General features: G+C 40.0%; 10 protein-coding genes. 5 read left to right on the top strand and 5 right to left on the bottom strand.

Annotated features, from left to right (window positions below; translation table 11 throughout):
* The first annotated feature begins 45 nt into the window (after positions 1-45).
* Positions 46-1,302: a tyrosine--tRNA ligase gene (gene tyrS / locus HW098_RS10045; RefSeq protein WP_050116740.1), complete on the top strand. Its 1,257-nt coding sequence runs from the start codon at positions 46-48 to the stop codon at positions 1,300-1,302.
* A gap of 77 nt (positions 1,303-1,379) precedes the next feature.
* On the opposite strand, the gene HW098_RS10040 is transcribed toward tyrS, so the two are convergent.
* Together HW098_RS10040 and HW098_RS10035 are read right to left on the bottom strand one after the other, a co-directional pair.
* Positions 1,380-3,443: a heavy metal translocating P-type ATPase gene (locus HW098_RS10040; RefSeq protein WP_050116739.1), complete on the bottom strand. Its 2,064-nt coding sequence runs from the start codon at positions 3,441-3,443 to the stop codon at positions 1,380-1,382.
* A 1-nt stretch (position 3,444) separates the two neighbouring features.
* A complete protein-coding gene (locus HW098_RS10035; RefSeq protein ID WP_000910910.1) occupies positions 3,445-3,723 on the bottom strand; it encodes a DUF6110 family protein in 279 nt (92 codons plus the stop codon).
* A gap of 150 nt (positions 3,724-3,873) precedes the next feature.
* On the opposite strand from HW098_RS10035, the gene HW098_RS10030 reads away from it, so the two are divergent.
* Entirely contained in the window at positions 3,874-4,722 is an 849-nt protein-coding gene (locus HW098_RS10030; RefSeq protein WP_176140001.1) for a methyltransferase domain-containing protein, read from the top strand.
* Between the two features lie 340 nt (positions 4,723-5,062).
* Here HW098_RS10030 and HW098_RS10665 read toward each other — a convergent pair whose 3' ends face one another.
* The 3 genes from HW098_RS10665 to malQ all read right to left on the bottom strand — a co-directional run bounded on the left by HW098_RS10665 (position 5,063) and on the right by malQ (position 9,303).
* Positions 5,063-5,269 (bottom strand): hypothetical protein, encoded by a 207-nt coding sequence (locus tag HW098_RS10665; RefSeq protein WP_000265675.1) that lies wholly within the window; start codon positions 5,267-5,269, stop codon positions 5,063-5,065.
* Positions 5,270-5,501: 232 nt separating this feature from the next.
* Positions 5,502-7,760, bottom strand: a complete 2,259-nt coding sequence (gene glgP / locus HW098_RS10025; protein WP_176140000.1) for a glycogen/starch/alpha-glucan family phosphorylase — start codon at positions 7,758-7,760, stop codon at positions 5,502-5,504.
* 25 nt (positions 7,761-7,785) lie between these two features.
* Positions 7,786-9,303 carry a 4-alpha-glucanotransferase gene (gene malQ, locus HW098_RS10020; RefSeq protein WP_112445447.1) on the bottom strand — a complete coding sequence of 506 codons (1,518 nt, stop codon included), beginning with the start codon at positions 9,301-9,303 and terminating at the stop codon, positions 7,786-7,788.
* 552 nt (positions 9,304-9,855) lie between these two features.
* Here malQ and HW098_RS10015 point away from each other — a divergent pair.
* From HW098_RS10015 to HW098_RS10005, 3 genes are all read left to right on the top strand, one after another.
* Entirely contained in the window at positions 9,856-11,127 is a 1,272-nt protein-coding gene (locus HW098_RS10015; RefSeq protein ID WP_176139999.1) for an extracellular solute-binding protein, read from the top strand.
* A gap of 109 nt (positions 11,128-11,236) precedes the next feature.
* On the top strand, positions 11,237-12,529 hold the full coding sequence (locus HW098_RS10010; protein WP_000414961.1) for a sugar ABC transporter permease: 1,293 nt from the start codon (positions 11,237-11,239) through the stop codon (positions 12,527-12,529).
* 1 nt (position 12,530) lies between these two features.
* Positions 12,531-13,373, top strand: a complete 843-nt coding sequence (locus HW098_RS10005; protein WP_001065647.1) for a sugar ABC transporter permease — start codon at positions 12,531-12,533, stop codon at positions 13,371-13,373.
* Positions 13,374-13,394 lie beyond the last annotated feature (21 nt).

Raw genomic sequence — 13,394 nt, 5'->3', positions numbered from 1 at the left:
GATACAATAGGTAGAAACAATAATTTTAAAAAGGAGAAAAGACACATGCACATTTTTGATGAGCTAAAAGAGCGTGGTTTGATTTTTCAAACGACTGATGAAGAAGCTTTGCGTAAAGCCCTAGAAGAAGGTCAAGTTTCTTATTATACTGGCTACGATCCAACTGCTGACAGCCTTCACCTAGGCCACCTTGTCGCAATCTTGACAAGTCGTCGCTTGCAACTAGCAGGTCACAAACCTTATGCGCTCGTTGGCGGTGCTACAGGTCTCATCGGAGATCCGTCCTTCAAAGATGCTGAACGTAGTCTCCAAACAAAAGACACAGTAGATGGCTGGGTCAAGTCTATCCAAGGACAACTTTCTCGTTTTCTTGATTTTGAAAATGGCGAAAACAAGGCTGTCATGGTCAACAACTACGACTGGTTTGGCAGCATCAGCTTCATTGACTTCCTCCGTGATATCGGAAAATACTTCACTGTCAACTACATGATGAGCAAGGAATCTGTGAAAAAACGAATTGAAACAGGAATTTCTTACACTGAGTTCGCTTACCAAATCATGCAAGGGTACGACTTCTTCGTCCTTAACCAAGACCATAATGTCACTCTTCAAATCGGTGGTTCTGACCAGTGGGGAAATATGACAGCTGGTACTGAATTGCTTCGTCGTAAGGCTGACAAAACTGGTCACGTTATCACTGTTCCACTGATTACCGATGCAACTGGTAAGAAATTTGGTAAATCAGAAGGAAACGCAGTCTGGCTCAATCCTGAAAAGACTTCTCCATACGAAATGTACCAATTCTGGATGAACGTTATGGACGCTGACGCTGTTCGCTTCTTGAAAATCTTTACTTTCTTGTCACTTGATGAGATTGAAGACATCCGCAAACAATTTGAATCGGCTCCACACGAACGCTTGGCTCAAAAAGTCTTGGCTCGTGAAGTTGTCACACTTGTTCACGGCGAAGAAGCTTACAAAGAAGCCCTCAACATCACTGAACAACTCTTTGCAGGAAACATCAAAAACCTTTCTGTCAAAGAGCTCAAACAAGGACTTCGTGGTGTACCAAACTACCAAGTTCAGGCAGACGAAAACCACAATATCGTGGAACTGCTCGTCTCATCTGGTGTAGTTAACTCAAAACGCCAAGCCCGTGAAGACGTCCAAAACGGAGCTATCTACGTCAACGGCGATCGCATCCAAGACCTTGACTATGTCTTGAGTGACGCAGATAAGTTAGAAAACGAACTGACTGTTATTCGTCGTGGAAAGAAAAAATACTTTGTATTGACTTACTAAACTGTTCAACATTTACCTATAAAAAAAGGAGTTAACCTCGAGAAAGGTAACTCCTTTTTGTTGTTGATAACTCTCATCTATCTATTTTTAATAGACAGGCTACGCAGTACAATGCGCAAGGTTGTTAGATTATGTAAGATAGAGAGATTTGAAGGACTGAGCCAATTAAATAAGCCAAAGCCAATCAAACTACTATTTACGACAACAGTATCTTGAATATTCTTCTTGATGAGTGTTTGCAAAGATGATGATAGCCAATCCAACTCTTGGAAGAAATCCAAACGATTATCTAACAATAAGATATCACTCATCTGCTTAGAAATATCTGCACTCTCATTCATCACCACACCGATATCTGATAGGGTTAGAGCAGCTGAGTCATTCAACCCATCCCCAACCATCAAAATAGTGTGACCTGCTTTCTGCAGTTCCTCTACTAACTCAAATTTCCCATCAGGTTTCAAATCTGTATAAACCTGATCAAAGGGCAAATCTTTGACTAATTCCTCTGTCCTAACCAAGGTGTCCCCTGTTGCCAGAATCAATTTTTTCCCTTGTGCCTTAAGTTTCTCCAAGGCTGCTTTTGCTTCTTTTCTCAAAGGAGTATGAATGCAGAACATTCCAATCAATTCATTCTGATAAGCCAAGAATAAGAGATTGTAGTGACTCTTGTACTCTTCAATTAAAGCATTTTGTTCTGAACTGATATGAATCTGCTCATCCTGCATCAAGACATAATTTCCAATAAGAACTGGTTGGTCATCTATATGAGATTTGATTCCCTTGCTTGCGATATATTGAAGTTTCCCATGCATTTCCTCATGTTCAATCCCCTCTATCTCAGCTTGCTTGACGATGGCATTAGCAATAGGATGATAAATGTGTTCCTCAAGACAGGCACTGATTCTGAGAATATCTTCCTCACTATAGTCCCCAAAAGGTAACACCTTTTCAACTATAGGATAACTAGTTGTGATTGTTCCCGTCTTATCAAACAAGAAAGTATCAACTTCCAGATATTTCTCCAGAACATCCCCATCCTTAATCACCATTTCACGATTCAACCCCTCCTTGATAGCTGTCAAATAAGCTACAGGAGTAGAGATTTTCAAAGAGCAGGAGAAATCGACTAATAGAAAAGAAATAGCCTTAGAAAAAGAACCTGTCAATAGGTAAGTCAGACCAGCCCCCAAGAAATTATATTTGACGACCTTGTCCGCCATCTTGATGAAATAGCGTTGTTTCGTTTTCTTGTTTTCTTCAGATTTCTTCATCAACTCAATCAGTTGTAAAATACGGCTGTTCATCTGATTATCGGTTACACGAATGCGTAACTCTCCAGTTTCTAATACTGTATTTGCACAAACCAAATCAGACTCTCTTTTTTCAACTGGAAAACTCTCTCCCGTCAAGGAACTTTCGTTGACCATACCTAAACCTGAAACCACTTGTCCATCAAACAGAATTTCATTTCCTTGAGATAGGACCAAGACATCTCCTATTTGAACATCGGAACTCTTGATACTAACGACCGTATCGCCCTGCACTAAGAATACATCGCTCTCTTTTGCAAGAAGACTCTGTTCTAAATCTGTTGCAGTTTTTTTCAAGGACCACTGATCTAAATGATTCCCCAAATCAAGCATAAACATGATATTACTTGCCGTCTTGGATTGGTTCATAAACAAGGACAATAAAATCGCCGAACAGTCCAAGACTTCCATCGTTAGTTCCTTACGCGCTAGTGTTTGATAGGCTTCTCTAATATAGCCAAAAGCCTGATAACAAGTCCATATATAGCGAATAGGATACGGCACAAAACTACGAAAAATCATACGCTTAATCGCTGCACCTGAAACAATAGAATAAGCACTCTCTTCTCTACGAATGGGAAGAGTCATCAACTCAGAAACTTTCCCTTTATCAATTCTTTTTAAAAAGGCTTCTGCATTATCTAATACAGAAAAGCCTTCTTTTATGCGTAGAGTAAAGTGCTGTTGATCCATGTAAAACTGGATAGACTCAATCCCCTTTTCATCTCTCGCCAAGGAACGAAGATAGTCTTGAATATCCAAGGTGAGCGAAAAAGAAGATGATAGTCGGATATGTTGGTATCCTCTATGTAGCACTTTAAAAGACATATTATTCTCCTATAAGGCTATCTAATTGCTCTTCTTTTTTCTCTTGCTCATACAAATATTTGGCATCTTGCAAGACATCGTCTCCATGTTGCTTCACAACAGAAACAGATGCATCTAGCCCGTCTTTCAACTTGTAAGCCTTAGCCAAAGCTTTAGAATAACCTTTTTTAGCTTCCTTACTTGCCAAGATTTTCAAACCAAGGGTACCAAATGCGACACCACCCAAAAAGAGTGATGATTTTTTCGCAACTTTTGCAACGGTTAATACTTCTTTTAACATACTTATTTCCTCCTTATCATTATTATATAGCATTTTGGATATAAAAGCAATTTAATTTTGGCACTTTGAAAAGTAATTATACTACTATTTAATTTTATTACAAATCATCCTAAAGTTGCTTTCATTTGCCTCTTTTGATACACTTAAACTATGAATACAAATCTCAAACCTAAACTCCAGCGTTTTGCTTCTGCGACTGCCTTTGCCTGCCCTATCTGTCAAGAAAATCTGACTCTGCTAGAGACTAGTCTCAAGTGCTGCAACCGTCATTCTTTTGACTTGGCGAAATTTGGCTATGTCAATCTAGCCCCTCAAATCAAGCAATCTGTCAACTACGACAAGGAAAACTTTCAAAACCGGCAACAAATCCTAGAAGCCGGCTTTTATCGGGCCATCTTAGAGGCTATCTCTGATTTACTTTCAAACTCAAAAAATGCCAAAACAATTTTGGATATCGGCTGTGGTGAAGGATTCTATTCTCGCAAGCTCCAAGAAAGGCATCCTGACAAAACTTTCTATGCCTTTGACATCTCCAAAGATTCAGTCCAAATCGCTGCCAAGAGTGAACCCAACTGGGCAGTCAATTGGTTCGTTGGCGACTTGGCACGTCTCCCTATAAAAGACGCTAGCATGGATATCCTGCTTGATATCTTTTCACCTGCCAACTATGGAGAATTTCGTCGCGTTTTATCCAAAGACGGTATCTTGATAAAGGTTATTCCAACTGAAAATCACCTCAAGGAAATCCGTCAGAAGGTACAAGACCAGCTGACAAACAAGGACTATTCCAACCAAGATATCAAAAATCATTTCCAAGAACACTTTACCATCCTATTTAGTCAAACTGCCTCTCTGACTAAGACTATCACAACAAAGCAGCTTCAAGCCCTGCTCAGTATGACTCCTCTCCTCTTTCACATCGACCAGACTAAGATTGACTGGAGCCAACTGACAGAAATTACCATTGAAGCAGAGATTTTGGTTGGGAAAGCACTCTAAACTATACTTCCCAAAGGTATAAAACTTACCGAAAATCTCCAATATTACAAAAACGCATAAGAACAGGTGGTCAAAACCTTAATCTTATGCGTTTTGTTATAGTTTCCATACACATTAAGGGAAAATATTTGAAATCAGTTCTCTTAATAGCCATTGAATACCATATAGTACATTTACTCCAAATATGATATAGGCCGTATAAATCAAGTATTTCGATTTCTCCCGCCTCAAAGAATAGATTTTGTACAAAATAAATAAATTTAAAATAATAAATAACAGAGACAAAATCTTCCCCCAAAAATCAATCATAAAAGTACACAGTCAAGCATAGCTCTAATCTTTATTTTCGATTCGAGATAACAAACTTATCAATAAATAGCAAGTGATATAATGCAAGTGTAATTCCAAATAAACACCCATGATAAGAGATTTCTTGATGGGTAAGGGGGAAAAGAGTATCATTACCCGCCAAGAGGCATGTCAAAATAACAAATAGAATCCAAAATAAATCCGTCCATTTATATTTTGAAAAATATTTTTTCCACATAAAAACACCTTCTTTCCTATAATTATATTATAATACTTTATGTAAGCGAATACAAGAGGTGTGAAGCTGAAAGACAGTAAAAACCAGCATTTCTAAACCTTCACTGTATCTAGGATTTATCTATTTTTAGACAAGATTGACCCAAATCCACAGCATTCAAATAAAGAGGCAAAAAAGCGAATTTCAATCGAAACTCGCTTTTTTACAAGATGTATTAATATAAACTTGTATCTTAGTTCAAGTGCCAGATATCTTCGTTATACTGAGCGATTGTACGGTCAGATGAGAAGAATCCTGCTTTAGAAATGTTAACGATAACTTTATCCAACCATGCGTCACGGTCTTCGTAGTCAGCCAACATTTGCTCTTTCACTTTGATGTAATCTTCTAAGTCAAGAAGAGTCATGAACCAGTCTTTGTTGATCAATTCATTGTAAAGACGTTCCAAGCGCTCTTTGTTTCCAGCTGCAAGAACTGCATCGCTAACGATGAAGTCAACCAATGGTTTGATAGCTTTACGAGCGTAGAATTCGCTTGATTTGTAAGCTGCTTTTGCGTAAAGGTCGATAACAGTTTCTGAATCTTCACCAAAGATGTAGATGTTTTCGTCACCAACCAACTCAGCGATTTCCACGTTAGCTCCGTCCATAGTACCAAGAGTCAAAGCTCCGTTCAACATGAATTTCATGTTACCAGTACCTGAAGCTTCTTTAGAAGCAAGTGAGATTTGTTCTGAGATATCACATGCTGGGATAAGGAAGCTTGCTGCAGTAACGTTGTAGTTTTCAACCATAACTACTTGCAAGTGTGGAGCTACTGCTGAATCGTTAGCAATAACTTCTGACATGCAAAGAATCAAGTGGATGATGTCTTGAGCGATTGTGTAGGCTGGAGCTGCTTTACCACCAAAGAAGATTGTGATTGGGCGAGCAGGAATGTTACCAGCTTTGATGTCAAGGTATTTGTGAATCACGTACAAGGCGTTCATTTGTTGGCGTTTGTACTCGTGAAGACGTTTGATTTGGATATCAAAGATAGAGTTTGGATTGATTTCCACACCTTGGTGTTCTTTCAAGTGACGAGCCAATTTACGTTTGTTGTGAGCCTTGATGCTTTCCAATTTTTCTTTGACAGCTGCTTTATCTTCATAAGACAAGAGTTTTTCAAGCTCATCAGCTTCATGGTGCCAGCCGTCTCCAAGAATCTCATCCAAGTAGTGAGACAAGCTTGGGTTAGCGTGCATGAGCCAACGACGGAAAGTGATACCGTTTGTTTTGTTGTTGAATTTTTCTGGGTAAAGGTCGTAGAAGGCTTTCAACTCAGAGTTCTTCAAGATTTCAGTATGGAGTGCTGCTACCCCGTTAACGCTGTATCCGTAGTGGATATCCATGTGAGCCATGTGAACACGTCCGCTCTCATCGATGATTTGAACAGCTGGATCTTTGTATTCTGCTTTCACGCGGCGATCCAATTCTTCGATGATTGGTACCAAGTGAGGAACCACTTCTTGCAAGAATTCAAGAGGCCATTTTTCAAGAGCTTCAGCAAGAATTGTGTGGTTAGTGTAGGCAGTCATGCTACGAACGATTGAGATTGCTTCGTCAAGCTCGATACCACGTGCAGTCAAAAGACGGATCAATTCAGGGATAACCATTGATGGGTGAGTATCGTTGATTTGTACAACTGCGTAGTCAGCAAGGTCATGCAAGTTGCTTCCTTTTTCGATTGCTTCGTCAATGATCAATTGCGCACCGTTTGAAACCATGAAGTATTGTTGGAAGATACGGAGCAATTCACCTTGACGGTCACTATCATCTGGGTAAAGGAAGAGAGTCAAGTTGCGAGCGATATCTGTCTTGTCAAAGCTGATACCGTCTTTAATAATAGAAGAATCAACTGAATCCAAGTCAAACAAACGCAAGCGGTTCTTCGTTTCTGTCTTGTAACCAGGAACATCAATATCATAAAGAGTTGATGTCAAAGTAAAGTCTGCAAATGGCACTTGGTAGCTACGGCTTGAGCGAACCAACCAGTTTTGCTCTGTCAACCATGCATTTGGAATTGTTTCTTGTTGGTTGTTTTTAAGAACTTGTTGGAAAAGACCAAAGTGGTAGTTAAGACCAACACCGTCACCATTCAAACCAAGAGTAGCAATTGAGTCGATAAAGCAGGCAGCTAAACGTCCCAAACCACCATTACCAAGAGATGGTTCTAATTCAACTTCTTCAACTTCGATCAAGTCTTTACCTGCAGCAGCAAGTTCTTTTTTGACATCGTCGTAAAGACCAAGGTTGATCAAGTTGTTTGACAAGAGTTTACCAATCAAGAACTCAGCTGAGATGTAGTAAACTTTTTTCTTACCAGTGTTAACTGGTTTTTGGCTACTTGCAAGCTTGCTGTAGTTAAGAAGAGCAAGGTAAAGCTCTTCATTGCTACATTCTGCAATGGTTTTATTGTAACGATTTTGTACAAATTCTTGTAGTGATAACATGTTTAAGATGTCTCCTGATATTGTATTATTTCTTTAATTCTACCAAATTTTCATTAATTCGGCGATAGATTGTTGTCAAGTCAAGCAAACCTTCCTCGACAGCTGGTGTCAATTGTTCTTCAGTCATACGCCAAGACCAGTTTCCACCAAGGGTAGATGGGAAGTTCATACGAGCTGTCTCATCCAATTCTAGCAAATCTTGCATAGTTGCAATTGCCATGAAGCTAACTGATGAAAAGACTGTACGAAGCATAGCGTGTGGAACTGTTTCGTATTCTTTACGGTTAGTATAGCGAGCCATGTACTCACGAGTAGCATCATCAATCTCGTTACGGTACCAACCAAGGACCGTGTTGTTATCGTGTGTTCCTGTGTACATAACTGAGTTAGCAGGTGCCAAGTGTGGGCTATCGATACTTTCGTCTTCTGGATTGAAAGCAAATTGAAGAATCTTCATTCCTGGGAAGCCAGTACGTTCACGCAACTCAATAACTTCATCTGTCATGAAGCCAAGGTCTTCTGCGATGATGTTTAGCTCACCAAGTTCTTCCTTAACGGCTGCAAAAAGCTTGTAGCCCGGACCTTTCACCCACTCACCAGGTGCTGCTGTATCGGAACCAGCAGGGATTTCCCAGTAAGATTCGAAACCACGGAAGTGGTCGATACGAACGATATCGTAGATTTTGAAGCTTTCACGCAAGCGTTCAATCCACCATTTGTAGCCGTCTTTGTCCATTGCTTCCCAATCATAGATTGGGTTACCCCAAAGCTGACCAGTTGCAGAAAACTCATCTGGTGGGCATCCTGCGATGCAAGTAGCCTTACCGTTGACATCTGTTTTGAAGAGATGTGGATTTGCCCACATATCGCTTGAATCTTCCGCTACATAGATTGGCATATCCCCAACGATTTCGATGTGGTTGTCGTTAGCGTAAGCTTTCAATTTCAACCATTGTTGGAAGAAGAAGTATTGAGTCACACGGTGGTAAACCAACTTGTCTGCCAATTGCTCACGGTAGCTTTCAAGTGCTGAAGCTTTACGAGCACGAGCATCTGCATCTGGCCATTCAGTCCAAGCAAGATTTTCAAAATGCTCTTTGATAGCCATATACTCAGCAAAGAGCTCAAGCCATGATTGGTTGTCTTGAGCAAACTTCTCAAAATCTTTAACATCTCCGACTTCAAAGAAACGTTTCACCGCTTTTTCTAAAAGAGGACGACGTGCATAGTAGATTTTAGCATAGTCAACTTCAGACGCATCGCTACCAAAGTCAACTCCTTCAAGGTCACTTGCTTCCAACAAACCTTGCTCCACCAAGATATCCAAGTCGATAAAATGAGTATTTCCTGCAAAGGCTGAGAAAGACTGGTAAGGAGAATCTCCGTAACTAGTTGTTCCTAATGGAAGGATTTGCCAGTAACGTTGTTTTGTACGAACCAAGAAATCAACGAAGTCGTAAGCACTTTGACCAAATGATCCGATTCCGTATGCTCCTGGAAGAGAAGAGATGTGCATCAACACACCACTTTGACGTTTTTTCATAATAGCACCTCATGTGTTAAAATTAATGGAACGTTGCGTATTTTTGCAGACGCAAACGTTTGCGCTACTTATAAGTATACTCCTTTTCAAGCATAATTGCAAGCGTTTTTAAAAAACTTTTTTGATTATTTTTAAGGAGACTAACCCATTTTAGCAAAGATAACTTAAAACCATCTAATCCTAAAGTTTGACTCTCACGGGACAGTCTACAAAGCGCAAATCCTCCTTTAGAAAACTTTTATTTATATGCAAAAAAGCACAAAGATCTATAGAAAATAGATAGGGATTAGAAACAGGGAGGTACCCCTCCTGATCTCCCTCTTTAGACAGATTCCATCTATTTTTTATTAAAAATACTGTATTCTTATCTATTTCACACTTTTCTTCTATTAAAAAGCAAAATCATGCTATCAAATCAAGCTTAAAAATTTTTTAAAATTTTTGACAAAAACACTTGCAACCGTTTTCTATTTGTGCTATACTAAGCTCATAAAGGAAAACGTTTGCGTTTCCTTATCAATAAAACTTGTTATTCTTTAGGAGGAATACACTATGTCATCTAAATTCATGAAGAGCGCTGCGGTGCTTGGAACTGTTACACTTGCTAGCTTGCTTTTGGTAGCTTGCGGAAGCAAAACTGCTGATAAACCTGCTGATTCTGGTTCATCTGAAGCGAAAGAAATCACTCTTTACGTTGAGGACCAATACAAAGCTTATGCTGAAACAGTTGCTAAAGCTTATAAAGAACAATCAGGAACAACAGTTAACATCAAATCTGGTGACCAAATGGGTGGGCTTGACAAACTTTCTCTTGACAACCAATCAGGTCAAGCTCCTGACGTTATGATGGCTCCATACGACCGTGTAGGTAGCCTTGGTACTGACGGACAACTTTCAGAAGTGAAATTGAGCGACGGTGCTAAAACAGATGATAAAACTAAATCTCTTGTAACAGCTGCTGACGGTAAAGTTTACGGTGCTCCTGCCGTTATCGAGTCACTTGTTATGTACTACAACAAAGACTTGGTAAAAGAAGCTCCAAAAACATTTGCTGACTTGGAAAACCTTGCTAAAGATAGCAAATACGCATTCGCTGGAGAAGATGGAAAAACTTCTGCTTTCCTAGCTGACTGGACAAACTTCTACTTTGCATACGGACTTCTTGCTGGTAACGGCGGTTACGTATTCGGACAAAACGGTAAAGACGCTAAAGACATCGGTCTTGCCAACGACGGTTCTATCGCAGGTATCAACTACGCTAAAACTTGGTATGAAAAATGGCCTAAAGGTATGCAAGATACTGAAGGAGCTGGAAACCTAATCCAAACTCAATTCCAAGAAGGTAAAACAGCTGCTATCATCGATGGACCTTGGAAAGCTCAAGCCTTCAAAGACGCTAAAGTAAACTACGGTGTTGCAACTATCCCAACTCTTCCAAACGGAAAAGACTACGCAGCATTTGGTGGTGGTAAAGCTTGGATCATCCCATCAAGCACTAAGAACCTTGAAGCTGCTCAAAAATTTGTAGACTTCCTTGTTTCAACTGAACAACAAAAAGCCTTCTACGATAAAACTAATGAAATCCCAGCTAACACTGAAGCTCGTTCATACGCTGAAGGTAAAAATGATGAGTTGACAACAGCTGTTATCAAACAGTTCAAGAACGCTCAACCAATGCCAAACATCTCTCAAATGTCAGCTGTTTGGGACCCAGCTAAAACAATGTTGTTTGAAGCTGTAAGTGGTAAGAAAGATGCTAAAACAGCTGCTAACGATGCTGTAACATTGATCAAAGAAACAATCAAACAAAAATTTGGTGAATAAGAAATTTGTTCAAGGGGGGTGGAAATCAAATCCCCCTTTGAATTTATCAACAAAAACACAAATAGTTTAGGTTTTATCTAGAAACCAGTATCCTATGAAAGGAGTTATTATGGAAAAGCAACAACCTAGTAAAGCAGCCCTGCTGTCTATCATTCCTGGGTTAGGACAGATTTACAATAAACAAAAAGCCAAAGGTTTTATCTTCCTTGGTGTAACCATCGTATTTGTCCTTTATTTCCTAGCACTTGCAGCCCCTGAATTGAGCAATCTCATCACTCTTGGTGACAAACCAGGTCGTGACAATTCCCTCTTTATGCTGATTCGCGGTGCCTTCCATTTAATCTTTGTAGTTGTTTATGTACTCTTTTATTTCTCAAATATCAAAGATGCTCATACAACTGCTAAACACATTAATAATGGCATTCCAGTAGCACTTACCTTTAAAGAAATGGTCAAAGGAATCTATGAAAATGGTTTCCCTTACCTCTTGATCATTCCATCTTACATTGCCATGACCTTTGCAATCATCTTCCCAGTTATCGTAACCTTGATGATTGCCTTTACCAACTACGACTTCCAACACTTGCCACCAAACAAATTGTTGGACTGGGTTGGTTTGACCAACTTTACAAACATTTGGAGCTTGAGTACCTTCCGTTCTGCCTTTGGTTCTGTTCTTTCTTGGACTATCATTTGGGCTTTATCTGCCTCAACTTTACAGATCGTGATTGGTATCTTCACAGCTATCATTGCTAACCAACCATTTATCAAAGGAAAACGTATCTTTGGTGTTATTTTCCTTCTTCCTTGGGCTGTTCCAGCCTTCATCACTATCTTGACATTCTCAAACATGTTTAACGATAGTGTCGGAGCTATCAACACTCAAGTCTTGCCGATCTTTGCTAAATTCCTTCCATTCCTTGATGGGGCTCTTATCCCTTGGAAAACAGACCCTACTTGGACTAAGGTTGCCTTGATTATGATGCAAGGTTGGCTTGGATTCCCATATATCTACGTTTTGACTTTGGGTATCTTGCAATCTATTCCTAACGACCTTTACGAAGCAGCTTATATTGACGGTGCTAATGCTTGGCAAAAATTCCGCAACATCACTTTCCCAATGATCTTGGCTGTTGCAGCACCTACTTTGATTAGCCAATACACCTTCAACTTTAACAACTTCTCTATCATGTACCTCTTCAATGGTGGAGGACCTGGTAGCGTCGGAGGTGGAGCTGGTTCAACCGATATCTTGATCTCATGGATCTACCGTTTGACAACAGGTACATCTCCTCAATACTCAATGGCGGCAGCTGTTACCTTGATTATCTCTATCATTGTCATCTCAATCTCTATGATCGCATTCAAGAAACTACACGCATTTGATATGGAGGACGTCTAAGATGAATAACTCAATTAAACTCAAACGTAGACTGACTCAAACCCTTACATACCTTTACCTGATTGGTCTATCAATTGTCATTATCTATCCACTGTTGATTACCATCATGTCAGCCTTTAAAGCAGGTAATGTCTCAGCCTTTAAACTAGATACTAATATCGACCTCAATTTTGATAACTTTAAAGGCCTCTTCACTGAAACCTTGTACGGTACTTGGTACCTCAACACCTTGATTATCGCCTTGATTACCATGGCTGTTCAAACAAGTATTATCGTACTTGCTGGTTATGCTTACAGCCGTTACAACTTCTTGGCTCGTAAACAAAGTTTGGTTTTCTTCTTGATTATCCAAATGGTGCCAACCATGGCCGCTTTGACAGCCTTCTTCGTTATGGCACTTATGTTGAACGCCCTTAACCACAGCTGGTTCCTCATCTTCCTCTACGTTGGTGGTGGTATCCCGATGAATGCTTGGCTCATGAAAGGCTACTTCGATACAGTGCCAATGTCTTTAGACGAATCTGCAAAACTAGACGGTGCAGGACACTTCCGCCGCTTCTGGCAAATTGTTCTTCCACTTGTTCGCCCAATGGTTGCCGTACAAGCTCTCTGGGCCTTCATGGGACCTTTTGGGGACTACATCCTCTCTAGTTTCTTGCTTCGTGAGAAAGAATACTTTACTGTTGCCGTAGGTCTCCAAACCTTCGTCAGCAATGTGAAAAACTTGAAGATTGCCTACTTCTCAGCAGGTGCTATCCTCATCGCCCTTCCAATCTGTATTCTCTTCTTCTTCCTACAAAAGAACTTTGTTTCAGGACTCACAAGTGGTGGCGACAAGGGATAATATATCCCCGCCACCCTTTTT

The sequence above is a fragment of the Streptococcus sp. 1453 genome, from assembly GCF_013276955.1.
In the GTDB taxonomy this organism is placed as follows: Bacteria; Bacillota; Bacilli; order Lactobacillales; family Streptococcaceae; genus Streptococcus.
The sequence above is the reverse complement of the archived record's forward strand: the minus strand, read 5'-3'. Positions and strand labels throughout refer to the sequence as shown.